Genomic DNA, 25758 nt, shown 5'->3' on the forward strand with positions numbered 1-25758 from the left:
CGGTTTGGCAAGCTACCAGCCTTGCACTGTCGAAGGTTTGGGTCAAATCCACCCTGGGCGCCGCGAAATTCCAAATCCCCTCGCCCTGAGCCCCTTCCCACCCGAAGCCCAACCCATTTGCGCTAACGTCGCTCCCCATGAATCTGTCCTTCTTCCGAATTGGCTGGCGCACGCTGTGGCGCGATCTGCGGGCTGGCGAATTGCGCCTTCTCATCGTGGCGGTCACGCTGGCCGTGGCGGCCCTTACTTCGGTGGGGTTCTTTGCCGATCGGCTGCAGGGCGGATTGCAGCGTGATGCGCTGCAGCTGCTGGGCGGCGATGTGGTGGTGGCCAGCGACAACCCCACGCCGGCGGCGTTCGTCGAACGGGCGAAGGCCGCGGGTCTGTCCACGGTGACGACGCTGGGCTTTCCCACCATGGGCCGCGCGAGCGATGCGCAGGGCGGCGCCAGCCGGCTGGTGGCGCTCAAAAGCGTGGAGCCGGGCTACCCGCTGCGTGGCAGCCTGCAGGTGGCGGAGGCGCCCGGTGCACCCGCGCGGGCCACGCGCGACATTCCGGCGCCCGGCGAGGTGTGGGTGGATGCGCCGGTGCTGGGCTCGCTGGGCCTGCAGATGGGCGATTCGCTGCTGCTGGGCGACGCGCAGTTGCGCATTGCCCGCATCATCGCCATCGAGCCTGACCGGGGCGCGGGCTTCATGAGCTTTGCGCCGCGCGTCATGGTCAATGCGCTGGACCTGCCCGCCACCGGGCTGGTGCAGCCGGCCAGCCGGCTCACCTACCGCTTCGCCGTGGCGGGCGAGGCGCGGGCGGTCCAGCAGTTCGGCGACTGGGCGGCCGAGGCGGTGAAGGCCCCCGAGGTGCACGGCGTGCGCGTGGAGTCGCTGGACAGCGGCCGCCCCGAGATGCGCCAGACGCTGGACCGGGCGCAGAAATTCCTCAACCTCGTGGCGCTGCTCGCGGCGCTGCTGTCGGCGGTGGCCGTGGCGCTGGCGGCGCGCGGCTTTGCCAACGAGCACCTCGATGCCGCCGCGCTGCTGCGCGTGCTGGGTCAGAGCCAGCGCACCATCGCGGGCGGTTACGTGGTCGAGTTCGCGCTGATCGGGCTGTTCGCCAGCGCACTGGGCGTGCTGCTGGGCTACGCCGTGCACCACGTGTTTGTGCTGTTGCTGGCGGGGCTGGTGGAAACGGCGCTGCCCGCGCCCAGCCTGTGGCCGGTGGCGTTCGGCCTCGGGATGGGCCTCACGCTGATGTTCGCCTTCGGGCTGCCGCCGGTGCTGCAGCTGTCGCAGGTGCCGCCGCTGCGCGTGATCCGGCGCGACCTGGGCGGCCTGAAACCCGCGTCGCTGGCGGTGCTGGGCGTGGGCGTGGCCGGGTTCGCCGCGCTGCTGCTGGCGGTCAGCAGCGACCTGAAGCTGGGACTGATCGCCGTGGGCGGTTTCGCGGGGGCGGTGCTGCTGTTCGCCGGACTGGCCTGGGGCGCGGTGAAGCTGCTGCGCCGCAGCGTGAACGAGGCCACGGCCCCGCGCTGGCTGGTGCTGGCCACGCGGCAGATCTCGGCCCGGCCGGTGTATGCGGTGGTGCAGGTCAGCAGCCTCGCGGTGGGGCTGCTGGCGCTGGTGCTGCTGGTGCTGCTGCGCACCGACCTTGTCGAAAGCTGGCAGCGCTCCACCCCGGCCGATGCGCCCAACCGCTTCGTGATCAACGTCATGCCCGACCAGTCGGAGGCTTTTCAGAAAGCGCTGCGCGACGGCGGCGTGTCGCAGTACGACTGGTACCCCATGATCCGCGGCCGGCTGGTGGCCATCAACGGGCGCGAGGTGGGCCCGGCCGACTACACCGACGACCGCGCCAAGCGCCTGGTGGACCGCGAGTTCAACCTGTCGAACGCCGAGCAGGCGCCCACCCACAACCCCGTGGTGGCCGGCCGATGGACGCCGGGCGAGAAGGATGCGGTGAGCGTGGAGGACGGCATCGCCGAGACGCTGGGCCTCAAACTCGGCGACACGCTGCGCTTCGACATCGGCGGGGTGATGAGCGAGGCGCGCGTCACCAGCCTGCGCAAGGTGGACTGGGGCTCGCTGCGCGCCAACTTCTTCGTGATGTACACGGTGGGCCAGCTGCCGCCCGAGCTGCCGGTGACCTATCTGGCGGCGTACCGCGCTCCGGCCACGCCGGGCTTCGACAACACGCTGGTGCGGGCTTTTCCCAACATCACCAACGTGGACATGAGCGCCACGCTGGCCCAGGTGCAGGGCGTGCTCGCGCAGGTGATCCGTGCGGTGGAGTTCCTCTTCGGCTTCACGCTGGCCGCGGGGCTGGTGGTGCTGTTCGCCGCCGTGACGGCCACGCGCGAGGAGCGGGCGCGCGAGTTCGCCATCATGCGGGCCGTGGGCGCGCGCGCCAGCCTGCTGCGACAGGTGCAGCGGGCCGAATTGGCCGGCGTGGGGCTGCTGGCAGGCTTTCTCGCCAGCGTGGTGGCGGTGGCGGTGGGCTGGGCGCTGGCGCGCTACGTGTTCGACTTCGCCTGGACGGCCACGCCGTGGGTACCGATCATCGGCGCACTGGCCGGGGCCGTGCTGGCGCTGGCCGCGGGCTGGTGGGGTTTGCGCGATGTGCTGCGCCGCCCGGTGGTGGAGACGCTGCGCCGCGCGGCGGAGTAGCGCAAGAGAGCCTGAACAGCGCAGCGGCGCCGCTATGCCGCCCGCGCGAACGGCGTGCGGATGTCCGACAGGAACTGCTGCGCTCGCGGGTGCTGCGGGCGGCCGAAGAAGTCGGCCGGCGTGGCGCGCTCCAGCACGCGGCCTTCGTCCATGAAGAGCACGCGGTCGGCCACCTCGCGGGCAAAGCCCATCTCGTGCGTCACGCAGACCATGGTCATGCCGCCCTCGGCCAGATCGCGCATGGCCACCAGCACCTCGCCCACCATCTCGGGGTCCAGCGCGCTGGTGGGCTCGTCGAACAGCATCAGCGGCGGCTCCATGGCCAGGGCGCGGGCGATGGCCACGCGCTGCTGCTGGCCGCCCGAGAGTTCGCTGGGCCATGCCTGCGCCTTGTGCGCCAGGCCCACGCGGTCCAGCAGGGCCAGGGCCCGCTGCTCGGCCGCCTGGCGCGACAGGCCACGCAACTGGATGGGGGCCAGCGTGCAGTTGTGCAGCACCGACAGGTGCGGAAACAGGTTGAACTGCTGGAACACGAAGCCGATGCGCGAGCGCAGCGCGTTCACGTCCACGCCCGGCCCGTGGATGGGCTGCCCGCCGATCAGGATGCGACCGCCCTGGATGGGTTCGAGCCGGTTGAGCGTGCGGATCAGCGTGGATTTGCCCGAGCCCGAAGGTCCGCACACCACGACCACCTCGCCCTGGGCGATGGTTTCGGTCACGTCCACCAGGGCGTGGTAGCTGCCGTACCACTTGTTCACGTCGTGCAGTTCGATCATGTCGTTCGGAGTCCGGAAGCAGAGGAGGGGGCCGCGCGCCGCGCCAGCCGGCGCTCCAGCGCGTAGGCCAGGCGCGACAGGCCGAAGCACAGCACGAAATAGGTCAGGCCCAGGATGCCGAACACTTCGGCCGGGCGGATGAAGACCTGGGTGTTGATCTGCGTGGCGATGAAGGCCACCTCCGTGAGCCCGATGATGTAGCCCAGCGAGGTCTCCTTGATGGTGACGACGAACTGGTTCACCAGCGAAGGCAGCATGTTGCGCAGTGCCTGAGGCAGCACCACCCGGCGCATGGCGCGGGGGTACGACAGGCCTAGGGCGCGGGCGCATTCCATCTGCCCGCGCGGCAGGCCCCGGATGCCGGCGCGCACGATCTCGGCCAGGTAGGCCGCGTTGAACACCACGAGCGCGACCAGCATGGTGGTGAACTGGTCGGTCTTCACCCCCGTCACGCTGGGCAGGAAGAAATAGGCCCAGAACACCACCATCAGGAGCGGCGTGCCGCGCACCACGAAGACGATGGCCGTGACCGGCCAGCGCACCGAGCGCCACGGGCTCACGCGGGCCAGGCCGAACAGCACGCCCAGCGGCAGCGCCAGCAGCAGGGCGCCCGCCGCCAGCAGCAGCGTGAGCGCCAGGCCGCCCAGCGGGCCATTGGGGTACTGGCCGACGAGAAAGTACAGCCAGTAGGTGTCGAAAAGTTCGCGCATTTTTTTGGGAAAGGTTCAGACCGTCCGCACGGGGTAGCGGTGGTGGTACCAGCTCGCCAGGCCCGTGATGAGCAGCGACACCGTGAGGTAGGCGGCGCTCGCGAAGGCGAACGCCTCGATGCTGCGGAACGTGGCGCTTTCCACCTTGGCCGCCTGGTACATGAGTTCGGCCACGCCGATCACGGTGGCGATGGAGGTGTTCTTCCAGAGGTTGAGCGCCTGCGAGATGAGGGGCGGCACGGTCACGCGCAGCGCCTGCGGCAGCACCACGCGCCGCATGGTGGCGAGGAACCCCAGCCCCAGGGCGCGCCCCGCCTCCATCTGCACCGTGGACACCGCGCGGATGCCGCTGCGGATGTCCTCGGCCATGAAGGCCGCGGTGTACAGCGACAGCGCGACAACGGCCGCGGCCGCTTCGGCATGGCCGCTGTCGTACAGCCACTGCTTGGCCGATTCGGGCAGCAGTTCGGGCGCGCCGAAGTACCAGAACAGCATGTGCGCCAGCAGCGGCACGTTGCGCATGCCTTCCACGAAGGCAAAGCCGGCCCAGCGCAAGGGCGCCGCGGGCGCCAGGCGCAGCAGCGCGACGGCCAGCCCCAGGGGCAGGGCGAGCGCGAGTGAAACCGCCAGCAATTGCAGCGACAGCAGCAGGCCGCCCACCATCATGAGGTGGTATTTGCCGCTCAGCAGCAACGAATAGTCAAACAAAGGCATGCACGCCAGTCATTCGGAAAACACCGCACGCAGGATGAGGGGCGTGCGCGGCGGCGGCATGCCGCCGGGTGGCGGGATCACGGTGGCCCGCGTGCGCCAATGGCCCGCTCGCCGCCCGTGCCCAGCCCCCGGCGGTCACCCCGCCGCGGGTCCATCCATCAGCCGTCGATCTTGTCCGATTCGAACTTGAAGGGGCGGGTGGTGAATTTGATCTTGGTGCCGGGGCCGTACCACTTGAAGAAGATCTTCTCGGCCTCGCCAGACTTTTCCAGCTCGCGCAGCGTGTCGTCCACAATGGATTTCACGGCGGTCTCGCCCTTCTTGATGCCCAGCGCCAGCGGCTCCACGCTCAGGTTGGTGGGCAGGATGGCGTAGTCCTTGTTGCGCTCGCCCAGCTTGCCGAAGTCGTCGATCAGCGAGGACTCGTCGTTCACGTAGCCCACGCCCTTGCCCTGCTGCAGCGCGAGGAACGCCTGCTGCGTCGTCTCGAACGTCACCACGTCCACGGTGGGCACGGCCTTGCGCACGTTGGGCTCCTGCGTGCCGCCCTTGACGGTCACCACGCGCTTGCCGGCCAGGTCCGCCACGTCCTTGATGCCGCTGGCCTTCTTGACCAGCACCTTCTGGCCGGTGACGAAGGTGGTCAGCGAGAAATCGATCTGCGCCTCGCGTTCCTTGTTGTGCGTGAGCGATGCGGCCAGGATGTCCACATGGCCCTGCTGCAGCTCGGGGATGCGCGCGGCCACGGCCAGTTGCTTGAACACGGGTTTCACGCCAATTTTCTTGGCGATCGCCTTGCCCAGGTCGATGTCGTAGCCGATCAGCTCGCGCGTTTTGGGGTCGATGAAGCTGTTGGGCTCGTCGGTGCCGAGCACGCCGACGACCAGCTCGCCCTTCTTCTTGATGTCGGCCAGCTGGTCGGCATGGGCCGCGCCCGATACGGCGAACGCGGCAGCGACCAGGGATGCAATGAAGCGGATGCGCATGGTGTTGTTTCTCTCTCTCCGATGGATGAAGCCCGAAGGCTATGCCCGCCGCGGGCGGAGAGGAACGTCGCTTTTTTCATAACCAAACTCGCCGAACGCGCTTGCCCGCCCGCCCGATCATTCGATTGATCGACCCGCTGGCGCACCTCAATCCACGCCTGGTCCCGGCGCGGCCTTGAACAGCCGCTCGCCGATGAAGTCCACGAACGCCCGCACCTTGGGCGACAGCTGCCGGCTCGACGGCCACAGGGCCGAGAACTGCCCGGTGTGCACCAGGTGCGTGGCCAGCACCTGCCGCAATTCGCCCCGCTCGATGGCGTCGCGCGCCAGGAAGTCCGGCATGTACGCCACGCCCATGCCGGCGATGGCCGCACCGCGCATGGCCTCCATGTTGTTGCACACCAGCTCGGTGGGCAGCGGCTGCGGCAGGCCGGGCAGCACCCAGTCGTGCAGCTTGCCGCCACTGGGAAAGCGAAAGATCAGGCAGGCGTGCTGCGCCAGATCGGCCGGCACCTGGGGCGTGCCGCGCCGCGCCAGGTACTGCGGCGAGGCCACCAGCACGAAGCGGAACGGCCCCAGCCGGCGCGCGACGAGGCCCGAGTCGGGCAGATCGCCGCTGCGGATGACCACGTCCAGGCCTTCCTCCACCACATCCACCAGGCGGTCGTTGAAGTCCAGCTCCAGTTCCACGTCGGGGTAGAGGGCCTTGAACTCGGGCAGCACCGGCAGCAGAAAGCGATAGCCGATGACCGGCAGGCTCACCCGCAGGCGCCCGCGCGGGGCCTGCACGGCCGCCTGCATCATCGCGCGGGCGTCCTGCAGCTCATCCAGGATGCGGCGGCAGCGCTCGTGAAAGAGCGCGCCCTCCTGCGTGAGGCGCACCTGGCGCGTGGTGCGCTGGAACAGCCGCAGGCCGAGCTGCTGCTCCAGCCGCGCGATGTTCTTGCCCACGGCCGAGGCCGAGATGCCGAGCGCGCGCCCGGCCTGCGCGAAGCTCGACAGATCGGCTGCGCGCACAAACGATTCGAGGCCGCTGAAGCTGTCCATGGTGGGTGAGAGTGGGGTGAATGGGTTCGGATTGCCAACCCAAGGTTGTTTGTCTGGGGATGTGGGGGCCTATTTTCATCGCATTGCATCGCTTTTATCGTTCATGGGCGTTGGTGGCCTGGAGTCGCCGGCGCCCTTGTCCACTGCCTGAAAGCCGCTGTCCCCGCCATGTCCTCGACCCAACATCCTGCCCGCGCCCCGAAGCCGGCGTCCCCCGTGTCCCTTCAACTCCTGGCCGTGTGCCTGGCCGCGCTGGCCATGCCCTTGAGCTTCACCGGCCCGGCCGTGGCCCTGCCTGCGTTGCGTGATGCACTGGGCGGCAGCCCGGTGCAACTGGCCTGGGTCACTAACGCCTTCATGCTGAGCTTCGGCGCCACGCTGATGGCCTGCGGCGCGCTGGCCGATGCCTTTGGGCGCAAGCGGGTCTTTCTGTGCGGCGTGGGCGTGGTGGCGCTCAGCACGGTCGGGCTGGCCTGTGCCGGCGGCATCGTGGCCTTCAACCTGTGGCGGGCGCTGCAGGGCGTGGGCGCCGCAGCCGCGCTGGCCGGGGGCACGTCGGCCCTGGCGCAGGCCGTGCAGGGCCCGGCGCGCACGCGGGCCTTCAGCTGGGTGGGCACCGCCTTCGGCGTGGGGCTGGCCTTCGGGCCGCTGCTGGCCGGGTGGCTGCTGGGGCACGGCGGCTGGCGGGCCGTGGCGCTCAGCGTGGCCGGGGTGGCGCTGGCCGCGGGCGCGGCCGGTGCGCGGTTCCTGCAGGATTCGCGCGACCCGGGCGCGGCCGGCGTGGACTGGCCGGGCGCGGTCCGCTTCACGGCGGCACTGGCCCTGCTGACGCTGGGCGTGCTGCAGGCCCCCGAGAGCGGCTGGGCCAGCCTGCCCGTGGTGGCGGCGCTGGCGGGCGCTGCGGCCATGGCGACGGCCTTCGTGCGCACCGAGCGCCGCGTTCGGCACCCCATGCTGGACCTGTCGCTGTTCCGCTACCCGCGCTTCGTGGGCGTGCAACTGCTGGCGGCGGCGCCGGCCTATGCCTATGTGGTGCTGCTGGTGCTGCTGCCGGTGCGCTTCATCGGCATCGAGGGCCTGAGCGCGATGGCGGCAGGGCAGCTGATGCTGGCGCTGTCGGCGGCCATGCTGTGCGTGCCCCTGATGGCGGGGTGGCTTGCGCGATGGTGGTCGGCGGCGGCGTTGTCCTCCGGGGGCCTCGCCGTGTGCGCGGTGGGGTTGTGGTGGCTGAGCGATTGCGCGCCGAGCTCGCCGGCGGCGGTGCTGGCCGGGCCCCTGCTGCTGATCGGCGTGGGCATCGGCCTGCCGTGGGGGTTGATGGACGGGCTGGCCGTGAGCGTGGTGCCGCCCGAGCGCGCGGGCATGGCCACCGGCCTCTTCAACACCGTTCGCGTGGCCGGCGAGGGACTCGCGCTGGCCCTGGTAGGCGCCGGGCTGGTGGCGCTGCTGGCCCTGCAGTGGCCGCAGGTGCCGGGGGGCGATGCGGCGCGCGCCGCCCAATCCCTCGTGGCGGGGGACCTGTCCCGCGCCCGGGCGCTGCTGCCCCAGCTGTCGCAGGCCGAACTGCTGCAGGGCTACGGCCACGCCTTCGCCGCCTTGCTGCGCGTGCTGGCCGGGGTGACCGTGTTCACGGCGGTGGCGGTGTTCGCCTGCCTGCGGGCGGGCGGCGCACGCGAGGCGGCGCTTTCTACAATCGAGGGCTAGCCGTCTTCCCCCCGCCCGCCTCCATGTCCACACCCGAATCCCCGCCCGCGCCCGCCCCGGCCACCACGCCTTTCGAATGGATCGGCGGCGAAGAGAAAGTCCGCGCGCTGGTGGACCGCTTCTACGACCTCATGGACCTGGAGCCCGGCTATGCCGAACTGCGCGCCGCGCACGGCAGCACCCTGGCGGACGCGCGCGACAAGCTGTTCTGGTTCCTGTGCGGCTGGCTTGGCGGGCCGGACCACTACCAGAGCCGCTTCGGCCACCCGCGCCTGCGCGCGCGGCACATGCCCTTCTCGATCGGCATCAAGGAACGCGACCAGTGGGTCGCGTGCATGGACCAGGCCATGGGCGAGACCGGTGTGCCCGCTGAGCTGCGCACCCGGCTGCGCGAGAGCTTCATGGGCACGGCCGACTGGATGCGCAACCGCGGCGGATGACGCGGCACCCCATGGATCGTTTGCTATTAATTTAATAGCGATATGCCCTAGTACTCATTGTGCTGGAGGCACTTTTTGTTTCAACTCCCTCCACCGTCCCACACCCGAGGAAATATTCCATGTCCTGCGATGCACGGTTCGAAGAACAGGCGCTGGCCCTGGGCCACCGTTTCGATGGCGAGATCAAGATCGGCGGCAACTACGTGCCGCTGGTGCGCGACGGCCGGCAGATCTACCTGAGCGGCCAGATCCCGCGCGTGGGCGACACCGTGGTGGTCACCGGCGCCGTGGGCGCGCAGGTGCCGCTGGAGCGCGCGCAGCACGCCGCCCAGGTGTGCGTGATGCGCGCACTGGCGCTGCTGCAGCGCAGCCTGGGCACGCTGGACGCGGTGCGCGCCGTGCCGCGCATCACGGTGTACGTGCAGTCCGCGCCCGGCTTCACGCAGCAAAGCGAGGTGGCCGATGCGGCCTCGCAGGTGCTCTTTCACGTGCTGGGCCCGGTGGCCGGGGCGCACACGCGCACCTCGGTCGGCGTTCTGCAGTTGCCCAAGAACGCCTCGGTGGAGGTGGACCTGATCGCGTCGGCGGACTGACGGCGCGCAGGCCGACGGTGCGCAGGGCCCGGGCGGGTCGGTGACTGCGGGCGGGCGGGCCACGGCCGCGTCACGCCAGTGTCAAACGGGTTCGTGACACTCTCGCCTTTACCCACCACCCAGGCCATTGCATGCTGGACACCCTCCCACGCCAAGACCTCTCGCCGGCCACCCGCCGGACCGCCCTCATCGCATTCACCGTGATCGCTGCCGCCAGCCTGCTGGCCGCCTGCGGCGGCAGCGACAACGACGGCAACAACAACGCCGGCGCCACCGCCACGCTGGCCGTGCTGGAGACCACCGACCTGCACTTCAACGTGCGCAGCTACGACTACTTCAAGCTCGCCGAAGACAAGAGCTATGGATTCGAGCGCACCGCCACGCTGGTGCGCCAGGCGCGCAAGGAGTTCGCCAACACGCTGCTGGTCGACAACGGCGACACCATCCAGGGCACGGCGCTGGCCGACTACGAGGCCGTGGTCAAGGCCATTCCCTGCACCCAGCAGCTGTCCATGTACAAGGCCATGGGCGCTTTGGGCTTCGATGCCGGCACGCTGGGCAACCACGAGTTCAACTACGGCCTGCCGTTCCTCAACCAGGTGCTGGGCGGCGGCATGGAAGTCGATGGCGTCGATGCCGCGCAAAAATGCGCCGGCGCCGGTTACCCCGCCGTGCTGGCCAACGTGTACAGCAGCAAGACGAAGAAGCCGCTGGTGCAGCCCTACACCATCCTGGAGCGCACGCTGGTCTCCAAGGGCGCGGACGGCAAAGAGGTCAAGCTGCCCATCAAGGTGGGCGTGATCGGCTTCACCACGCCCGGCATCATGAACTGGGACAAGCGCTACCTCGAAGGCAAGGTCTACACCGAAGGCGCGGTCGAAGCCGCGCAGAAGTACGTGCCCGAGCTGCGCGCCAAGGGCGCCGACGTCGTCGTGGCCCTGCTGCACGGCGGGCTCGATGCGGGCGCCTACTCGGCCACCATGGAGAACCCCGGCCTGTACCTGTCCAAGGTCGCCGGCATCGACGCCATGGTCATGGGCCACCAGCACAGCGTGTTCCCCGACACCGCCGCGACGCCGGCCTATTCGCAAGCCGGCGTGGACAACAAGGCCGGCACCATCAACGGTGTGCCCGCCGTGATGGCCAGCTCGTGGGGCAAGGCGCTGGGCGTGATCCAGCTGGCCCTGCAATGGGACGGCAAGGCCTGGACCGTGAACAAGACCGCCACCAAGAGCGAGCTGCGCAACATCCAGGGCAAGAACGCCTCGGGCGCCACCGTGTACGTCGATGCCGATCCCACCGTCGCCCCCCTGATCGAGACGCAGCACCAGGCCGCCATCGCCTACGTGAAGACGCCCATCGGCAGCACCGACTTCCGCATGAGCACGCTGTTCGCCGACGTGGGCGACCCCGGCGCGATCCAGATCGTGAACCAGGCCCAGCGCGACTACGTGGCCGCCTACGTGGTCGCCAACCTGCCGCAGTACGCGCAGCTGCCCGTGCTGTCGGTGAGTGCGCCGTTCAAGTCGGGCTTCCAGGGCGGGGCCGACTACACCGACGTGGCCACCGGGCCGCTGGCGATCTACAACGCCGCCGACCTGTACCTGTACCCCAACACCGTGTACGCGGTGAAGGTGAACGGCGCCGACATCCAGGGCTGGCTGGAGGCCGCGGCCAAGCGCTTCAACCAGATCGACCCGGCCAAGACCGCCGAGCAGCCGCTCATCAGCACCTTCCCCGGCTACAACTTCGACATGTTCACCACGGCCGACGTGCAGTACGAGATCGACGTGACGCAGCCCACCGGCCGCCGCATCAAGAACCTGACCTACAAGGGCCAGCCCATCAATGCGGCGCAGGAGTTCGTGATCGCCACCAACAACTACCGCGCCACCAGCGGCAAGAGCTTCATCGACAAGCTGGACGGCTCGGGCACCATCTGGGCCTCGCCGGACGCCAACCGCGACGTGGTGATCGACTACATCCGCAAGAACGCCAACGTGACCCGTGCGGCCAACGGCGCGGCCAAGAGCTGGCGCTTCACCAAGGTGGCCACGGCCGGCCCGGTGGTGTTCAGCTCCGGCGCCAACGCGCTGCCCGTGGCCCAGGCCGCGGGCCTGGCCAACGTCACGCTGATGGCGGCGGACGATGGCTCGGGCAAGGGCACGTCCAAGTACCGGTTGGACCTGTCGAAGTGAGGTGCAAGGCGGCGGGTGCTACGCGGCGAATATCCCTGCGAGGTCGCGGGGAGGGGATTCGGTGAAGGCCCGCCCCTTAACTCTTGTCACGAATGTCTCAATCACGCAGATGCTTTTATCAGTCTCAGTTCAGGGACCGGGACTCTTTGCGAGTAAGCGTTGATCACATTGCGAATAGCGTTCGCCACCTCTGATTTCTTCAGTTTGAACTCGCCGTTATTCGGGTCAAAGAGCTTCACGGAACTTCCGGATTGATGGATGGCGATCAAGTGATCGTCCCCATCGGTTCTTCTGATGACGATAACGTGTGACGAATTCTTCTCGCTCAGAGCTGCCGCTATTTCGTTCATGGTGCTGTCTTCCACCGCACTGACGTCAAAAACGGTTTCTCCTCGCAGGGAAATCCCAAAATTATCGAAGGTGGGTTGAAACCGGTCGGTGAACTGCGAAGCTCGGCCACGAACTTCCAGTTCATGTGCACGATAACTTTGCTGCAATGTCGTGATGTTTGTGACCGTGCTGTCCTGCGACAGGAAATTCATTCTGCTGCTTGCATCGCCTGACTTGTTTGAAATCTAATGCAGCCACAAGGCGCTGTAGGGAACGCATGCAGCATTGACAGCCTGCGTGAATGAAACCATGTCCCGACTGCGGCTGCTGGACGCGCCTCCGACATGGGAATCCTGCAGAAACTCCGTCTGCAGTGTAGTCAATCCCTGGCTGTCGAACCCTGCGCGCCTGGAAGCCAGCGTCTGTCGCTCGGTGACCATGGCCTGAATGTTTTTTCTCGGTGGCTGTGTGGTCAGGGCACCATCGCCCAACAGCTGAGGTCGACCCGCCTTCTGGAGGGAGCCAAGCCCCGCAAGAACTGGCGAGCCCTCTTCGCCAGATTTTGATCGTGGTGAGGAATCGGTATTTTTTTGTTCCGCTGCATTGTTGGCCGGTAAATGATGCGTTGCGAATTTGTTGCTTTTATTGGTAATGTGGGCGTTCAACATCTATCGTCCCTGTGTTTGAGTGGCAGAGATCTTGCGTGGAACAGTTTTCCGCAATGGCAGAGGGTGCGAAGCCAGCAATCGATGGGCGAAGTTTCTGAAGATGTGTTTTCCTCTCAACGCTAGAGGCCGCGGGGCGCCAAGCCGAGATCCATGCAGCGACAGGAAGACCGGGCCCCGGCATGCACGCGCATGCCGGGGCTTGGTCGTTTTTCAGAGCGGTGCGGGCGCTTCAGTCGTCCAGCCGTTCGCTGATCACCTTGCCAGTGGTGGGCTCCAGCCGCAGTTCCACGGCCAGGTTGGCCATGTTGGTGGCCTCGGCTTCCCAGTGGCCGTCGTCGTATTCGATGCCGCGCACGCGGGTGTAGCCGACCTGCTCCAGGGCCTGGCGCACCTGGTCGGCGCTCAGCACCGGCTGGTGGTTGACCGTGCCGCCGCTGCGGCCCACCTGGCTCAGCACCTCCAGCGTCACCGGGTGCAGCACGAACTCCACCTTCTCGCCCTGGTTGGCGGACTGGCGCGCCTTGGCTTCCCAGAAGCCGTCGTCCAGTTCCACGTCGTACACGAATTGGTAGCCCTTGGCGCGCAGCGCCTGCGATACCTGATCCACGCTGGGCAGCGTTTTGCCGATGTCGCTCTTGCGCACGGTGGTGAGGCTGCCGTCCGCGTCATTGACCAGCACGTCGACGCGCAGGCCGTCGAGGGCGACCGCGTCGGCAGACCAGTAGCCGTACCGCTTTTGCAGGTCTTGCGGCGCGACGTACTGGTGCTGGGTGATCACGTTGACAGCCTCCTGCGCTGTCAGCGCCCAGGCCATGGAGGGCAGGGCGGATGCGGCGGCGGCAGCGGCGGCGACGGCCAGGGTCATAACGGTCTTTTTCATGGTGCTTTTCCTTTCGGTGTTGCAAGGTGGCGAGAACTGGGAGGCAGTGTGCGCAACCGCTGCTAAACCTTTCGTGAAGCGTCCGTTCATGTGCCGTTTAACGGCGCCGGCAATAATCCCGCGATGAAAAAATGGACTTGGAGCGTGCTTTTGCGTGCCGCCGTCGCGGCGGTGACGCTCGCGTGCGTGCAGGCGCCCGCGGCCGAGCAGGACGCGGCGCGGCGCGGCGTGCTCAACGGCCAGCTCAAGCCCCTGAACAGCATCGTTGCGGACATCAGCCGGCAGTACGCGGGCCGCGTCATCGAGGTGGAAAGCAAGCGCGGGCGCAAGGGCGAGCCGCGCTACGAAATCACCCTCATCGACGCCCGGGGCAACAAGCAGGAAGTGCTGGTGGATGCCGCCACCGGCGCCGTGGTGGCGCAGGAGCGCGACTGGCCCACGCAGCCCGTCCCGCTGGCGCAGATGGCCCGGTACGTCAAGCAACTGGAGCAGCGGTACGGCGCGCGCGTCGTGAACGCCGAGTTCGAGCGCGATGCGCAGGGCAAGGCGGTCTACGAGGTCAAGCTGTCCGACAAGCCCGCCGTGGAGATGAAACTGCTGATGGATGTGAACACGGGCGAGGTCCTGCATCGGCCGGAGGCGGCCGCTGCACCGGCGCCCCTGAAATCCATGGACGTGGTGCTGGAGTCGCTGCGCCCGCGCTTCTCGGGCCTGGTGCTGGAGGTGGAGCTGGAGAGCGACCACCGCCACCGCGCGTACTACAGCGTCGAGCTGCAGCAGCCCAACGGCTTCAAGCTGGAGCTGGAGGTCGATGCCGTGACCCTGGAAGTGACGCGGCGAAAGGCGGGTGACTGATGCGCATCCTGGTCGTGGAAGACGACGTCGCGCTCGCCGCGCAACTGCGCGCCGCCCTGGAGGCCGCGGGCTTTGCCGTGGATGTGGAGCATGACGGCGAAGCCGCCTCCTTCGCCGGCAGCGCCGAGGCCTACAGCGCGGCCGTGCTGGACCTGGGCCTGCCGCGCAAGGATGGCCTGAGTGTGCTGCACGACTGGCGCGGCGCAGGCCGCAACTGGCCGGTGCTGGTGCTCACGGCCCGCAACCGCTGGAGCGACAAGGTCGCGGGCTTCAACGCCGGAGCGGACGACTACCTCACCAAGCCGTTCCTGATGGACGAGGTGGTGCTGCGCCTGCGGGCCATGCTGCGCCGCACGGCCGGGTCGGCCGCCGCCGTGCTGCAGGCCGGGCCGCTCGAATACGACGTGGTGCGGGGCCGCTTCTCGCTGCAGGGCCAGAGCCTGCAGCTCACCGCGCAGGAGCACAAGATCCTGGCCTACTTCATGCACCACCCTGGCAAGCTGCTCACGCGCAGCGACATCGGCGAACACGTTTACGCGCGCGACCTCGACCCGGACTCCAACACCATCGACGTGCTGATCGGCCGCATCCGCCGCAAGCTCGGCGGCGCGCCGCAACTGGTCACCGAACGCGGCCAGGGCTTTCGCCTGCTGCTGCCCGAGGTGCCGGGCTGATGGGCCCGCCAGGCCCGGCAATGGCGCCCGGTGACATCGACCCGCTGCCTGCACCGGACACGCCGCCCGCGCCGCCCACGCCGGCCCCGCCGGCGCGCGGGCTGTCCGCATGGGCGCTGGCACTGGCCCAGTGGCCCATGGCCACGCGCATCGCGTTGCTCGCACTGGTCCCCATGCTGCTGCTGCTGGCCTCCGGGGGCCTGTGGCTGCGCGGGCAGATGCACCAGAGCCTGCTGGGGGGCTTCGAGCAGGTGCTGCGCGAGAAGGCCCAGCGCGTGGGCGTGCGGCTGCAGCAGGGCCCCAGTGGCGAACTGCGCGAAGCCACCGGGGGGGCAGACGAATTCAGCGCCATCTATGCCGGGTGGTACTGGCGCGCGCAGGCGGGTGCCCAGGTGCTGCGTTCGCGCTCGCTGTGGGACATGGACCGCCTGCCTACCGCCCCCGAGCCTGTGCGGGGCTCGGCCTTGCTGCACCTGGCGACCGGGCCGCTGCAGGAGCCGCTGCTGTCGCTGACGCTGCCGATCCCCCTGGGCGAGCCGCCCACCCCGGTGGCGCTCACGGTCTACGGCCCCGCCGCCCAGCTGCAGACCAGCATGCGCCAGATCGACCGCACCCTGGTGGTGGCCGGGCTGGTGCTGATGGTGCTCGCCGGGGGGCTGGCCTGGCTGCAGGTGCGGGTGGGGCTGGCACCGCTTCGGCGCCTCGAAGCGCTGCTGGCCGCCCTGCGCGCGCCGCAGGGCGACGGGCCCGATGTGGCCGCGCACCTGGCCGCGCCCACGGGGCGCGACCTGCAGCCCCTTCAGAACGAGCTGGCCGGCCTGCTGGCGCACAACGCGCACGTCGTGGCCCGCGCCCGCGCCCACGCGGTGGACCTGAACCACGCCCTCAAGAAACCCCTGGCCCTGCTCAGTGCCCAGGCCAGCGCGCACCCCCAGGTGCCCAGCGGCGAGGTGCGCCAGCAGGTCGAGGCGATGGCCCAGCTGGTGGACCGCTACCAGGCCCGCACCTTGAGCGATGCGCTGCATGCCCACCCCGGCGCCGCGGGGCAGGCGGTGGACGTGCGCGACTGCCTGTCGCAGGTCGTGCGGATGATGCAACGCCTGCATGCCGCGCAGGAACTGGACTGGGCGCTGGACGACCGCACCGCGGGCCGCCTGCTGTGGCGCGGCGAGCAGGCCGACCTACAGGAGGTGCTGGGCAACCTGCTGGACAACGCAGGCAAGTGGGCCGCCTCGCGGGTGCGGCTGACCCTGTCGCGGCAGGAGGGCGCCGATCGCCCGGGCCTGCGCCTGGACATCGAAGACGACGGCCCCGGCATGACCGCCGAGCAGTTGCAGGCCGCCGGGCAGCGCGGCGTGCGGTTCGACGAATCCGTGCAGGGCAGCGGGCTGGGCCTGGCCATCGCGAGCCAGATCGCCCAGGCCTACGGCGGGCAGTTGCAACTGGACAAAAGCGAGGCCCTTCGGGGACTGCGCGTGCGGCTGGAGCTGCGGGGGCTGGTGCGGGCGGAGCACCGTCCGGCGGGTTGACGCGGCCGCTGCGGTGGCGGTGGCAGGCAGTGCGCCGTCCGCCCTTCAAAGCTCAATGCCGCTGCACCGGCTGCAGCAGCACCACCAGCGCCCCCGCGCCACCCTCGGCCGGGCGGGCCTGCACGAAGGCCAGCACCTCTTTCTTTTGCACCAGCCAGCTTTGCACGCGGCCTTTCAGCACCGGCGTCTTGCCGGGCGAGCCCAGGCCCTTGCCGTGCACCACGCGCACGCAGCGCAGGCCGGTGCGGTGCGCCAGTCGGATGAACTCGCCCAGGGCCTCGCGGGCCTCGTCGGTGCGCAGGCCGTGCAGGTCCAGCTGCCGCTGGATGCTCCAGTGGCCCGCGCGCAGGCGGCGCGTCACCTCCGGGCCTATGCCGCTGCGGCGGTAGCTCATCTGGTCGTCCACGTCCAGCAAGGTCGTCACGTCGAACTCGTCGCTGATGGACTCCATCAGCACGCGTTCTTCGTCCAGCTCGCGCTGCACGGGCAGCGGCTCCACCGGCTCGGGCAGGTGCCAGCGCCGGTCGTGCTGGCCGCGCAAGGCCTGCACCGGGCCCACCGCGGTCTCGAACAGCATCAGCTCGGCGCGCGCGCGGCGCGCGGCCTCCAGCCGCTCGCGCTGCAGCCGCGCCTCGCGCTCGGCCGCCTCTGCCAGGGCCTGGCGCAGTGGCTGGAGATCCTGGAAGGACTTCACTTTCATGCGCCGGTTGTACCCGAAGTGCGGCCGCCGCCCCGGCATGGGCGGCAGTGCCCCGGGATCGCCACGGGCCATGCCGCGCCGGCGCCGAGGCCGGACCCGTTACACCCACCGATCGTTCGGTGCGGTGCGCTCGCCCCCGCTGTCGCCCGTGTTCACCACGCCGCGCTGGCGGTTCTTTGGCGATCAAGGTACCGATGTCACCGCCGCCGCGCCCCGGTATTCCGCCGCGATGAACTGCGTGGCCTGCGCGGGGTTGAAGTTGTCGTCGCTCACGAACACGATCACCCGCCCGCCCCCGGCCAGCGGCGGGCCCCAGGCCATGCCCTCCAGGTTGTCCAGCGGGCCCGCGCCCAGCTGGTCCAGGTCGGCCACCAGCGTCTTCGGCACGGCGGTGTGGTTGCTGTGCGCGCCCTGGGCATCCAGCGCGTCCAGCGCGAGCGTGTCGCTGCCCGCGCGCGTGTCGATGCGGTACAGCCGCGCGGAAAAGCCCGCCCCCGCGCTGTAGCTGCGCTCCAGCACCAGCAGGTGGTGCGGTCCGTCCGCGAGCACCTCGCTCACCCCGTTCAATTGCGGGCCCCACGGGATGCGCCGGGCGTGCGCCACCGCGTCCGGCACATAGGCGATCTGCCGCAATGGCCGGCCGCTCGCCACGTCCATCGCCGTGATGCGCAGCGGCCCGCCCGGCGCCTCGGGCGTGGGGCGCGGGCCGTCCTGGGCCCAGGCCGTTTCCATGGCCAGCCAGGCCGTGCGGCCGTCCGGCGACAGCGCCAGCCCTTCCAGCGTGGCGTTGGCGCGCGGCCCGCGCCGGAAGTCGGGCACCCGCCCGAACGCCGCGGGCAGGGGCAGTTCGCGCACCCACGCGCCATCGGCCCGGTGTTCACGCCACTGCGGGCCGAAGCCACGCGCGAAGTCGCCCTCGCTGGTCCACAAAAAAGTGTGCCCGCCCGGCAGCCAGCGCACTGCTTCGGCATCGGGCACGTCCACATCGGGCGCGGCGTGCCGCGGCGCAGGGTAGGGCGCGCCACTGGCCTGGCGCAGCGGTGCGGTGCCGGTGATCGCGGGGGTCTCCAGGTGCGTGGCGGTGTAGCGTAGCGTGGCGGTGTAGATGCGCGCGGGCTGCAGGGCCGAGCGGTCGTCGCTGATGAGCAGCCAGCGGTCGTGCGCCGGGTCGTAGTCGATGCCCGAGATGCCGCCGAAGGTCGTGCCCAGCACCTCGGTTCCGGGGGCGATGGCGGCGGTGCCGATCAGGCGCAGCGCGGCCGGCGCGGTGGCTTCCGGCTCAAGGCCCTGCCGCGCGCCCGTGCAGGCCACCACCAGCACGGCCGATCCCGCAAGGCCGGCAACCCACATTCCCCAAGGGCGTTTTCTCGAAGGCTGCAGGCGGGTGTCTGGCATGGCGCGCAGTGTAGGCGGGCCGGGGGCAGGCCCGGCTGCGAGCCCATTCATCGCAGGCACTTGCCGGCAAAAAAGGGCGCCAAAAAACCACCATTTAAAACAGAACATGGTGGTACAGTTATGGCCGGTGTCTGGCTTTGGCTGGGCCCCGGCGAGCCTTTTCCTCCATCCCACAACCGACCCATTGGCCATGAACACCTCCCTTAAAACCTTGTCTCTCCTGCCCACCCTGCTGACCGCCGCCGCGCTGTTGTCCGCGTGCGGCGGGGGCAGCGATTCCCTGGACGAACGCGCAGCGTCGCTCACCGTGACCAATGCCTCGGTCAGCGGCCGGGACGGCTCGTACGGCAACGGGAACATCAACGCCAGCGAGGTCACCAAAATTGCCGCCACCGGCACGGCCCCCGAGCTGTGCAGCTTCACCTTCGACGGCGCCGACCGGGTGGGTGGCGACGGCACCGCCTCCGGCACGGTGCGCTACGCCACCAATGCCGACTCGCTCTACCGGCTGGTCCTGAACGTGCGCGGCCGCGAGTTCGCAACTGCCAGCGGCGACGGCGACGACACCGACGTGCACCACAGCCGCGACTACCTCGAGATCGTCAACAAGCGGCTGACGGCCACGGACGGCACGGGTGACACGCTGCGCGTGACCGGGCTGCTCACCCTGCGTGGAAATCGGCCGGCGGGGTGCTGAGCGGATGCGGCGGTCGCTCGGCCGCAGGTGTGTTCCTTGGCGATCTGGAAGCGCCAGGAGTGACGGCCGAGCGGGCCTGCTCCTTGACCCATTCAATGGTCTGGCCTTTGACGCACCACTGCGTGTCGAGCACCCAGTCGTTGGACCACTTGTTGGGGTTGCCCTGCAGGATGTTGCAGGGGTAGTAGCCCAGGCTGGGCATGAAGAAATGTTGGGCCACCGCCGCGACAGGAACCAGCCACATGACAGCGAAGCCCAAGAGCGAAGCCAGCAACGTGGCGTATTCGAAGGGTTTGACGATGCGTGCGCGCAAAGGTATGGCCCGCATGCATCCCACGACGATGCCCAATATCAGCATCGCGGCCAGGAGCGGTGCTACCAGGGCGCCTGGTGTGATTTGCACCGCTGGTGCACGGTATGCGATGTCCACGACGGTCGAGATCAAAAGTTCCGTCGTCATCCAGTAGCACCCGGCAATCAGTGCAATGAAATAAGGGACGGCCCAGAGCATTGTCCGGCGGACTTTTTTGACATCGAACACCGTCAACTCGGTGGCGCGAACGCTGCGCGTACGTTTTCGGCGTGATCGTGGTTCGAACATGAATCGTTCTCCAGCGCAATCGGTATGCTGGAATGACGCTATTCAATTGATAGCAATAAGACGGAATCGTGCAGTGATGGCCGCTATGGCGTGCTGTGAGGAGCGGCGGCAGTACGCGCTTGCTCGTTCACCCAATCAAGGCTCTTGCCTTTGACGCACCAAGCAGGGTCGCGCACCCAGTCGGAGAACCAAAGAGTGGGGTTGCCCTGCAATTCCGAACATGAGGCGTACCCCAGGCTGGGCATGAAAAACCGTTGGGCGATAGACGTCACTGGGATCAGCACCATCACGATCAAGCTGATCACCACAATGACTGCCAGCAAGTATTCAAATCGCTTGCTGACGCGCTCATCGCAGGGGATCGCGCGCATGGCGCTCAAGACGATCGACATCATGCAGACCAATGAACAAAATGGTGCCAACTGGGCTGCTGGGTAAATCCTGACCACTGGAGCCAGCGCATGAATGCCCTGCAAGACCGGCACGATTCCCCGAATGGCCCCCCAAGCACAACCTATCGCCATTAACAAGAAAAGCGGCGTGCTCCAAAGCATGGTTTTACGGAGTGTTTTAGGGTCCTGCATAGGCTTAGTCGTCTTGGTGTCGATGATCAGTATTTCAGGCAGCTGATACGGCAAAGCCAGCTTTTCATGCCTTGGTCAATGGTTCTGCCGATTTCGACTTTCTTCTGTTCCATAGCGTTTCTCAGGTCGTCGTGCCAAGACTGCGCGGTAGTGTCAACGTAGTAAAACCCCTGGGCGGTCTGCTCCGGCAGCATTTTTATGGCGGCGATTACTTTGCTCTTGATGCCGTATTGGCTATCTACGAGGTTCAACAGATACCCTCCGCCGACAGCAATCAATGCCATAACGCCTAGTGGGAGAACAGCAACTGCTGCAGCGCTTGCTAACCCTGAAGCCAAAGCGTAGGCCACCAGCCCAGCGAGTCCTCCCTTCACCGCTTCCACGCCAATCCCGCCTACCAGGTCATACATGGTCTTCTCATCGTTGAACATGAAGTCCATCACCTCCAAGCCCGTGGAAACAACTACGCCCAGCATGAAGCCGCCTTTGGCGATGCCTTGCAGGCTCTTTATTCCAAGACCCAACTGCAGCATCTTGGGATTCGTCGCCAAGTAGCGCGTGCCCTGAAGCGCACTGCTGCGCCGCGCCGAATAGCCTTTGATGATGATGTACGTGCCTGTTGCCGTGGTCTTGATGTAGGTGCTGATACCCGCCATGCCGATGGCGTTCAGCGTCTTTGTGATGGCAAGCATGTCATTGGCCCCCTGCGCTACGGGCCCGACCCACGGCTCGCTGGCATTCGGGCTGAATTCTTTCTGCCAATACTGCCCGAACGTGGACTGCGACAGCATCTTGCGCAGGTTGAATTCCAGGGCGGCATTGCGCCTGGCCTTGTCCTGCAGGATGCTCATGTACTGGCCCTGGGTCAGCACCAGCACGTCCACCTGGTTCCTGTCCATGGACTGGGCCAGGGTCTGTCCGTAGCCGAGGTTGAAGAACGTGGCCGCGAGTTCTGCGCTCATTCAATCCCCCCTTCGAGATCGCGTTTTTATTGGGGGCGAATGCTAATCGGAAAAAGCGAAAACGTGACTTTCGAGAAATTTAATTGATTAACCAATTGTTAATAAATCGGCGATGCTGCGCGGCGAGGAGGCTGGAGTCGGCAGGCAGGCAGTGACCCCGGCCGCCCAGCCCGCGAGCGCCCTACAGCAGCCCGGATTCGGCCATCGACAGCGCGTTGCCGGGCGCCACGATCACGTGGTCGAGCACGCGCACGTCCACCAGCGCCAGGGCGTTCGTGAGGGTCTTGGTGAGGTTTTCATCCGCGCGGCTGGGCTCCACGCTGCCGCTGGGGTGGTTGTGGGCCAGCACCACGGCGGCGGCGTGGTGGTGCAGTGCGCGGGTAACGACTTCGCGGGGGTACACGCTGGCATGGGTGAGCGTGCCGCGGAACATCTCGTCCAGGGCGATCATGCGGTTCTGGGCGTCCAGGAACATCACGGCAAAGACTTCGTAGCCTTTTTTTGCCAGGTGCAGCTGCAGGTAGTGCTTCACAGCCGTGGGGGACTCGAACGCCTCACGCTCGCTCAGTTGTTCCGCGAGCGCACGCCTTGCCAACTCCAATACGGCCACCAGTTCGGCCCGTTTGGCAGGGCCGAGGCCCTTGATGCGCCGCAGGTCATCGGCGCTGGTGTGCAGCAACCCGCTGATGCCGCTGAAGCCTCCTGTGGGTTTGCCCGTTGCTGAATCCACGGTGGTGGGGGCCAGCAGTTCGCACGCCATCTCCATCACCCCTTTGCCGGCGATGCCCGTGCGCAGGATGATCGCCAGCAGTTCCGCATCCGACAGCGCGGCAGGGCCCCGCTGCAGCAGCCGTTCACGGGGCCGGGCGTCGGCAGGCATGGTTTTCATGAGCATGGTGCGGCAGGTCCGGTAAGGGCGGCGGCATGGCCGCGCGCGGGGCAGGGGATGGGCGGGTTTCTACAATGGCGGCCAGTTTATCGGGACTCTCATGACCACCCTCGCCCCCACCTCCCTCATTGCCTCTCCCGCCGCCGCTCCCACCGTGCAGGCCGGTTCCTTCCTGACCCTGCACTACCGTCTGGCCGGCCCGGCGGGCGACGTGATCAACACCTTCGGCGACAAGCCGGCCACCCTGTCGCTGGGCGCGGGCGAGTTGTCCCCTGCCATGGAGCAGTGCCTGATCGGCCTGCCCGAGGGCACGCGCACCACCTTCACCCTGCCTGCGGGCGAGGCCTTCGGCGACCGCAACCCCGACATGCAGCAGTGGGTGGCGCGCAAGCTGCTGGTCGAGCTGGGCGACCCCGACGAGCGCTACACGGTGGGCGACGTGGTGCAGTTCCCCACGCCGGACGGTCTGGGCAGCTACGCGGGCGTGGTGCTGGCGGTGCGCGAGGACGGCGCGGTGCGCTTCGACTTCAACCACCCGCTGGCGGGGCAGCCGGTCACCTTCGAGGTGCAGCTCATCGGGGTGCTCTGACGCCATGCAAAAACCCCAGGAAATCGTTCTGGCCGAGCCGCGCGGCTTTTGCGCGGGCGTGGATCGCGCGATCGAGATCGTCGAGCGCGCGCTGCAGAAGTTCGGCGCGCCCATCTACGTGCGCCACGAGATCGTGCACAACACGTACGTGGTGAACGACCTCAAGGCCAAGGGCGCGATCTTCATCGAGGACCTGGCCGATGTGCCGCCGGGCTCCACGCTGGTGTTCTCGGCCCACGGCGTGAGCAAGGCGGTGCAGACCGAGGCGGCCGAGCGCGGGTTCAGCGTGTTCGACGCCACCTGCCCGCTGGTGACCAAGGTGCATGTGGAGGTCGCCAAGCTGGCCAAGGAGGGCTACGAGTTCATCATGATCGGCCACAAGGGCCACCCGGAGGTGGAGGGCACCATGGGCCAGCTGGACCACGGCATCCACTTGGTGGAGGACGTGCAGGACGTGGCCCGCGTGCAGCCCGGGCAGACGGCCAAGCTGGCGGTGGTGACGCAGACCACGCTGTCGGTGGACGACGCGGCCGAGATCAGCGCGGCGGTGCGCGCGCGGTTCCCGAGCGTGCGCGAGCCCAAGCAGCAGGACATCTGCTACGCCACGCAGAACCGGCAGGACGCGATCAAGGTGCTGAGCCCGCAGGTGGACCTGGTGATCGTGGTGGGCAGCCCCACCAGCTCCAACAGCAACCGGCTGCGCGAGCTGGCGGCGCGCCTGGGCACGCGGGCCCACATGGTGGACAGCGCCGAGGAGCTGCGTGCCGAATGGTTCGAGGGCGTGGCCCGCGTGGGGCTGACGGCCGGCGCCTCGGCGCCCGAGATTTTGGTGCGCCAGGTGATCGACCGCATCAAGGCGCTGGGCGCCGTGTCGGTGCGCAAGATGGACGGCATCGAGGAGACGGTGAAATTCCCGCTGCCCAAGGGCCTGCGCATCGATGCGGCCACGGGGCTGGCGATCACCGAGCGCACGCCGGAGACGGGCCCCGCAGGGCATTGAAATCGATTGGCCATCGGTTTGCTATTAATTTAATAGCTATATGCCCTAGTAATTATTGCGCTGGAAGCCATTTCGATGCATGGTCTATGGCGCCGGCCGCAGGCCCTGTTCCGGCAGTGACAGGGCGCAAATACCACGCTGGCGCCCCAATGTCCCTACGCGGGCGGCCCTTATGACCCCACGGCGGGTGTGACTTCTTACAATTTGCGGTTGATTCACTCTGAGGGAGCCCATCCGTTCCCTGTCTATGGAAATAGCAATACTGTTCGCCCTCATCCTGCTCAATGGCCTGTTCGCCATGTCGGAACTGGCGCTGGTCACGGCGCGCAAGACCCGGCTCCAGAAGCTGATCGATGAGGGCGATAGCGGCGCGGTCGCTGCCGTCAAGCTGGGCGAAGACCCGACCCGATTCCTCTCCACCATCCAGATCGGCATCACCTCCATCGGTGTGCTGAACGGTATCGTCGGCGAAGCCGCGCTGGCCCAGCCCCTGGGCGAATGGCTGCGCACGCTGGGGCTGGAGGCCAAATACGCCAGCTACCTGGCCACCGGCCTGGTGGTGATGCTCATCACCTACTTCTCCATCGTCGTGGGCGAACTCGTGCCCAAGCGCCTGGGCCAGAGCCATCCGGAAGTCATCGCCCGCCTGGTGGCCCGCCCGATCAACTGGCTGGCCATCGCCACCAAGCCGTTCGTGAAGCTGCTGTCCATGTCCACGCAGGGCCTGCTGCGCCTGCTGGGCGTGAAAGAGAACAACGCCAGTGCGGTGACCGAGGCCGAGATCCACGCGGTGCTGGCCGAAGGCACGAGCGCCGGCGTGATCGAGTCGCACGAGCACCAGATGGTGCGCAACGTGTTCCGCCTGGACGACCGCCAGATCGGCTCGCTGATGGTGCCGCGCGCCGATGTGGCGGTGCTGGACGTGGAGGACTCCTTCGAAGAGAACCTCAAATGCATCGAAGAGTCGGACCACGCGCGCTTTCCCGTGGTGCGGGGCGGCATGGAGAACGTGCTGGGCGTGCTGAACGCCCGCCAGTGGCTGTCGCGCTCGCTGCGCGAGCAGGCGCGCGACCTGGCCACGCAGCCGCTGCAGACGGCGCTGTACGTGCCCGAGACGATCACCGGCATGGAGCTGCTGGACAACTTCCGCCAGTCCGACCTGCACATGGCGTTCGTGATCGACGAGTACGGCGAAGTGCAGGGCATCGTCACGCTGCAGGATTTGATCGAGGCCATCACGGGCGAATTCCACGCCCGCGACCCCGAAACCTCCTGGGCGGTGCAGCGCGAGGACGGCAGCTGGCTGCTGGACGGCCACATCCCCGTGCCCGAACTGAAAGACCGCCTGAACCTGGACGCTGTGCCCGAGGAAGACCGCGGCCGCTACCACACGCTCAGCGGCATGGTGATGCTGCTGACCGGCAAGCTGCCCCGCGTGACCGACACGGTGCAGTGGGAGGGCTGGCAGTTCGAGGTGGTGGACATGGACGGCAAGACCATCGACAAGGTGCTGGCGAGCCCGCTGCCCTCGGTGGAGATCGCCGAACCCGAGGCGATTTCGGCCGAATGATCCGCTG

General features: G+C 68.0%; 26 protein-coding genes. 12 read left to right on the top strand and 14 right to left on the bottom strand.

All coding sequences use genetic code 11. The features are described 5' to 3' along the window. Nucleotides 1-137: 137 nt before the first annotated feature. The gene (locus AVKW3434_RS08160; RefSeq protein ID WP_284405436.1) at nucleotides 138-2660 is read left to right on the top strand and encodes an ABC transporter permease; all 2523 of its coding nucleotides are present in this window, start codon (nucleotides 138-140) and stop codon (nucleotides 2658-2660) included. Between the two features lie 32 nt (nucleotides 2661-2692). Here AVKW3434_RS08160 and AVKW3434_RS08165 read toward each other — a convergent pair whose 3' ends face one another. The 5 genes from AVKW3434_RS08165 to AVKW3434_RS08185 form a co-directional block, all read right to left on the bottom strand. After that, on the bottom strand, nucleotides 2693-3436 hold the full coding sequence (locus AVKW3434_RS08165) for an amino acid ABC transporter ATP-binding protein (RefSeq protein ID WP_284405437.1): 744 nt from the start codon (nucleotides 3434-3436) through the stop codon (nucleotides 2693-2695). Continuing rightward, nucleotides 3433-4146, bottom strand: a complete 714-nt coding sequence (locus AVKW3434_RS08170) for an amino acid ABC transporter permease (protein ID WP_284405438.1) — start codon at nucleotides 4144-4146, stop codon at nucleotides 3433-3435. Before AVKW3434_RS08170 ends, AVKW3434_RS08165 begins: the two co-directional genes overlap by 4 nt. Nucleotides 4147-4161: 15 nt before the next feature. Continuing rightward, nucleotides 4162-4860, bottom strand: coding sequence for an amino acid ABC transporter permease (locus AVKW3434_RS08175; RefSeq protein ID WP_284405439.1), 699 nt, complete (start codon nucleotides 4858-4860; stop codon nucleotides 4162-4164). Between the two features lie 158 nt (nucleotides 4861-5018). Continuing rightward, nucleotides 5019-5846, bottom strand: a complete 828-nt coding sequence (locus AVKW3434_RS08180) for an ABC transporter substrate-binding protein (protein ID WP_284405440.1) — start codon at nucleotides 5844-5846, stop codon at nucleotides 5019-5021. A 147-nt stretch (nucleotides 5847-5993) separates the two neighbouring features. Next, the gene (locus AVKW3434_RS08185; protein ID WP_284405441.1) at nucleotides 5994-6893 is read right to left on the bottom strand and encodes a LysR family transcriptional regulator; all 900 of its coding nucleotides are present in this window, start codon (nucleotides 6891-6893) and stop codon (nucleotides 5994-5996) included. 168 nt (nucleotides 6894-7061) lie between these two features. Here AVKW3434_RS08185 and AVKW3434_RS08190 point away from each other — a divergent pair, with 168 nt between their 5' ends. From AVKW3434_RS08190 to AVKW3434_RS08205, 4 genes are all read left to right on the top strand, one after another. Continuing rightward, a complete protein-coding gene (locus tag AVKW3434_RS08190; RefSeq protein ID WP_284405442.1) occupies nucleotides 7062-8597 on the top strand; it encodes an MFS transporter in 1536 nt (511 codons plus the stop codon). A gap of 23 nt (nucleotides 8598-8620) precedes the next feature. Further along, nucleotides 8621-9037 carry a group II truncated hemoglobin gene (locus tag AVKW3434_RS08195; protein WP_284405443.1) on the top strand — a complete coding sequence of 139 codons (417 nt, stop codon included), beginning with the start codon at nucleotides 8621-8623 and terminating at the stop codon, nucleotides 9035-9037. A 119-nt stretch (nucleotides 9038-9156) separates the two neighbouring features. Further along, on the top strand, nucleotides 9157-9630 hold the full coding sequence (locus tag AVKW3434_RS08200; RefSeq protein WP_284393513.1) for a RidA family protein: 474 nt from the start codon (nucleotides 9157-9159) through the stop codon (nucleotides 9628-9630). Between the two features lie 131 nt (nucleotides 9631-9761). Next, nucleotides 9762-11828, top strand: coding sequence for a bifunctional 2',3'-cyclic-nucleotide 2'-phosphodiesterase/3'-nucleotidase (locus AVKW3434_RS08205; protein WP_284405444.1), 2067 nt, complete (start codon nucleotides 9762-9764; stop codon nucleotides 11826-11828). A 101-nt stretch (nucleotides 11829-11929) separates the two neighbouring features. On the opposite strand, the gene AVKW3434_RS08210 is transcribed toward AVKW3434_RS08205, so the two are convergent. From AVKW3434_RS08210 to AVKW3434_RS08220, 3 genes are all read right to left on the bottom strand, one after another. Further along, nucleotides 11930-12403 (bottom strand): YopT-type cysteine protease domain-containing protein, encoded by a 474-nt coding sequence (locus AVKW3434_RS08210; RefSeq protein WP_284405545.1) that lies wholly within the window; start codon nucleotides 12401-12403, stop codon nucleotides 11930-11932. After that, nucleotides 12404-12826: a hypothetical protein gene (locus tag AVKW3434_RS08215; protein WP_284405445.1), complete on the bottom strand. Its 423-nt coding sequence runs from the start codon at nucleotides 12824-12826 to the stop codon at nucleotides 12404-12406. Nucleotides 12827-13055: 229 nt separating this feature from the next. Further along, nucleotides 13056-13706, bottom strand: coding sequence for a PepSY domain-containing protein (locus AVKW3434_RS08220; RefSeq protein WP_284405446.1), 651 nt, complete (start codon nucleotides 13704-13706; stop codon nucleotides 13056-13058). A 123-nt stretch (nucleotides 13707-13829) separates the two neighbouring features. Between AVKW3434_RS08220 and AVKW3434_RS08225 the strand changes: the two genes are divergently transcribed. Genes AVKW3434_RS08225 through AVKW3434_RS08235 form a run of 3 tightly spaced genes read left to right on the top strand, consistent with a single transcriptional unit; the run spans nucleotide 13830 to nucleotide 16764 of the window. After that, complete coding sequence (locus AVKW3434_RS08225) at nucleotides 13830-14561, top strand: PepSY domain-containing protein (RefSeq protein WP_284405447.1); 732 nt, start codon at nucleotides 13830-13832, stop codon at nucleotides 14559-14561. Further along, nucleotides 14561-15235: a response regulator transcription factor gene (locus AVKW3434_RS08230; RefSeq protein ID WP_284405448.1), complete on the top strand. Its 675-nt coding sequence runs from the start codon at nucleotides 14561-14563 to the stop codon at nucleotides 15233-15235. The genes AVKW3434_RS08225 and AVKW3434_RS08230 overlap by 1 nt, the downstream gene beginning before the upstream one ends. Before the next feature lie 20 nt (nucleotides 15236-15255). Then, nucleotides 15256-16764: a sensor histidine kinase gene (locus tag AVKW3434_RS08235; protein ID WP_284405449.1), complete on the top strand. Its 1509-nt coding sequence runs from the start codon at nucleotides 15256-15258 to the stop codon at nucleotides 16762-16764. A 52-nt stretch (nucleotides 16765-16816) separates the two neighbouring features. Here AVKW3434_RS08235 and AVKW3434_RS08240 read toward each other — a convergent pair whose 3' ends face one another. Both AVKW3434_RS08240 and AVKW3434_RS08245 read right to left on the bottom strand, forming a co-directional pair. Beyond that, a complete protein-coding gene (locus tag AVKW3434_RS08240) occupies nucleotides 16817-17464 on the bottom strand; it encodes a Smr/MutS family protein (protein ID WP_284393529.1) in 648 nt (215 codons plus the stop codon). 183 nt (nucleotides 17465-17647) lie between these two features. Then, nucleotides 17648-18859 (bottom strand): esterase-like activity of phytase family protein, encoded by a 1212-nt coding sequence (locus tag AVKW3434_RS08245; protein ID WP_284405450.1) that lies wholly within the window; start codon nucleotides 18857-18859, stop codon nucleotides 17648-17650. A gap of 190 nt (nucleotides 18860-19049) precedes the next feature. Between AVKW3434_RS08245 and AVKW3434_RS08250 the strand changes: the two genes are divergently transcribed. Next, nucleotides 19050-19556, top strand: a complete 507-nt coding sequence (locus AVKW3434_RS08250; protein WP_284405451.1) for a hypothetical protein — start codon at nucleotides 19050-19052, stop codon at nucleotides 19554-19556. Here AVKW3434_RS08250 and AVKW3434_RS08255 read toward each other — a convergent pair. The 4 genes from AVKW3434_RS08255 to radC all read right to left on the bottom strand — a co-directional run bounded on the left by AVKW3434_RS08255 (nucleotide 19522) and on the right by radC (nucleotide 22598). Then, the gene (locus AVKW3434_RS08255) at nucleotides 19522-20157 is read right to left on the bottom strand and encodes a hypothetical protein (RefSeq protein ID WP_284405452.1); all 636 of its coding nucleotides are present in this window, start codon (nucleotides 20155-20157) and stop codon (nucleotides 19522-19524) included. The two genes, AVKW3434_RS08250 and AVKW3434_RS08255, sit on opposite strands and share 35 nt — an antisense overlap. Nucleotides 20158-20240: 83 nt before the next feature. Continuing rightward, nucleotides 20241-20795, bottom strand: a complete 555-nt coding sequence (locus tag AVKW3434_RS08260) for a hypothetical protein (RefSeq protein WP_349816833.1) — start codon at nucleotides 20793-20795, stop codon at nucleotides 20241-20243. Continuing rightward, nucleotides 20768-21703: a hypothetical protein gene (locus tag AVKW3434_RS08265; RefSeq protein WP_284405453.1), complete on the bottom strand. Its 936-nt coding sequence runs from the start codon at nucleotides 21701-21703 to the stop codon at nucleotides 20768-20770. The genes AVKW3434_RS08260 and AVKW3434_RS08265 overlap by 28 nt, the downstream gene beginning before the upstream one ends. 181 nt (nucleotides 21704-21884) lie before the next feature. After that, nucleotides 21885-22598, bottom strand: a complete 714-nt coding sequence (gene radC, locus AVKW3434_RS08270) for a RadC family protein (RefSeq protein WP_284405454.1) — start codon at nucleotides 22596-22598, stop codon at nucleotides 21885-21887. Nucleotides 22599-22692: 94 nt separating this feature from the next. Between radC and AVKW3434_RS08275 the strand changes: the two genes are divergently transcribed. The 3 genes from AVKW3434_RS08275 to AVKW3434_RS08285 all read left to right on the top strand — a co-directional run bounded on the left by AVKW3434_RS08275 (nucleotide 22693) and on the right by AVKW3434_RS08285 (nucleotide 25751). Next, nucleotides 22693-23181 (top strand): FKBP-type peptidyl-prolyl cis-trans isomerase, encoded by a 489-nt coding sequence (locus AVKW3434_RS08275; protein ID WP_284405455.1) that lies wholly within the window; start codon nucleotides 22693-22695, stop codon nucleotides 23179-23181. 4 nt (nucleotides 23182-23185) lie between these two features. Further along, complete coding sequence (gene ispH / locus AVKW3434_RS08280) at nucleotides 23186-24181, top strand: 4-hydroxy-3-methylbut-2-enyl diphosphate reductase (RefSeq protein ID WP_284405456.1); 996 nt, start codon at nucleotides 23186-23188, stop codon at nucleotides 24179-24181. Between the two features lie 247 nt (nucleotides 24182-24428). Further along, the gene (locus AVKW3434_RS08285) at nucleotides 24429-25751 is read left to right on the top strand and encodes a hemolysin family protein (RefSeq protein WP_272567714.1); all 1323 of its coding nucleotides are present in this window, start codon (nucleotides 24429-24431) and stop codon (nucleotides 25749-25751) included. Nucleotides 25752-25758: the final 7 nt, after the last annotated feature.

The organism is Acidovorax sp. SUPP3434, assembly GCF_030159015.1.
In the GTDB taxonomy this organism is placed as follows: domain Bacteria; phylum Pseudomonadota; class Gammaproteobacteria; order Burkholderiales; family Burkholderiaceae_C; genus Paracidovorax.

Coding starts and splice junctions, on each gene's coding strand:
- AVKW3434_RS08265 (WP_284405453.1), bottom strand. CDS start 21,703: ATGAGCGCAGAACTCGCGGCCACGTTCTTCAACCTCGGCTACGGACAG.
- AVKW3434_RS08180 (WP_284405440.1), bottom strand. CDS start 5,846: ATGCGCATCCGCTTCATTGCATCCCTGGTCGCTGCCGCGTTCGCCGTA.
- AVKW3434_RS08225 (WP_284405447.1), top strand. CDS start 13,830: ATGAAAAAATGGACTTGGAGCGTGCTTTTGCGTGCCGCCGTCGCGGCG.
- AVKW3434_RS08215 (WP_284405445.1), bottom strand. CDS start 12,826: ATGTTGAACGCCCACATTACCAATAAAAGCAACAAATTCGCAACGCAT.
- ispH (WP_284405456.1), top strand. CDS start 23,186: ATGCAAAAACCCCAGGAAATCGTTCTGGCCGAGCCGCGCGGCTTTTGC.
- AVKW3434_RS08255 (WP_284405452.1), bottom strand. CDS start 20,157: ATGTTCGAACCACGATCACGCCGAAAACGTACGCGCAGCGTTCGCGCC.
- AVKW3434_RS08195 (WP_284405443.1), top strand. CDS start 8,621: ATGTCCACACCCGAATCCCCGCCCGCGCCCGCCCCGGCCACCACGCCT.
- AVKW3434_RS08175 (WP_284405439.1), bottom strand. CDS start 4,860: ATGCCTTTGTTTGACTATTCGTTGCTGCTGAGCGGCAAATACCACCTC.
- AVKW3434_RS08185 (WP_284405441.1), bottom strand. CDS start 6,893: ATGGACAGCTTCAGCGGCCTCGAATCGTTTGTGCGCGCAGCCGATCTG.
- AVKW3434_RS08235 (WP_284405449.1), top strand. CDS start 15,256: ATGGCGCCCGGTGACATCGACCCGCTGCCTGCACCGGACACGCCGCCC.
- AVKW3434_RS08240 (WP_284393529.1), bottom strand. CDS start 17,464: ATGAAAGTGAAGTCCTTCCAGGATCTCCAGCCACTGCGCCAGGCCCTG.
- AVKW3434_RS08160 (WP_284405436.1), top strand. CDS start 138: ATGAATCTGTCCTTCTTCCGAATTGGCTGGCGCACGCTGTGGCGCGAT.
- AVKW3434_RS08250 (WP_284405451.1), top strand. CDS start 19,050: ATGAACACCTCCCTTAAAACCTTGTCTCTCCTGCCCACCCTGCTGACC.
- AVKW3434_RS08170 (WP_284405438.1), bottom strand. CDS start 4,146: ATGCGCGAACTTTTCGACACCTACTGGCTGTACTTTCTCGTCGGCCAG.
- AVKW3434_RS08275 (WP_284405455.1), top strand. CDS start 22,693: ATGACCACCCTCGCCCCCACCTCCCTCATTGCCTCTCCCGCCGCCGCT.
- AVKW3434_RS08245 (WP_284405450.1), bottom strand. CDS start 18,859: ATGCCAGACACCCGCCTGCAGCCTTCGAGAAAACGCCCTTGGGGAATG.
- AVKW3434_RS08230 (WP_284405448.1), top strand. CDS start 14,561: ATGCGCATCCTGGTCGTGGAAGACGACGTCGCGCTCGCCGCGCAACTG.
- AVKW3434_RS08190 (WP_284405442.1), top strand. CDS start 7,062: ATGTCCTCGACCCAACATCCTGCCCGCGCCCCGAAGCCGGCGTCCCCC.
- AVKW3434_RS08165 (WP_284405437.1), bottom strand. CDS start 3,436: ATGATCGAACTGCACGACGTGAACAAGTGGTACGGCAGCTACCACGCC.
- AVKW3434_RS08205 (WP_284405444.1), top strand. CDS start 9,762: ATGCTGGACACCCTCCCACGCCAAGACCTCTCGCCGGCCACCCGCCGG.
- AVKW3434_RS08220 (WP_284405446.1), bottom strand. CDS start 13,706: ATGAAAAAGACCGTTATGACCCTGGCCGTCGCCGCCGCTGCCGCCGCC.
- radC (WP_284405454.1), bottom strand. CDS start 22,598: ATGCTCATGAAAACCATGCCTGCCGACGCCCGGCCCCGTGAACGGCTG.
- AVKW3434_RS08200 (WP_284393513.1), top strand. CDS start 9,157: ATGTCCTGCGATGCACGGTTCGAAGAACAGGCGCTGGCCCTGGGCCAC.
- AVKW3434_RS08285 (WP_272567714.1), top strand. CDS start 24,429: ATGGAAATAGCAATACTGTTCGCCCTCATCCTGCTCAATGGCCTGTTC.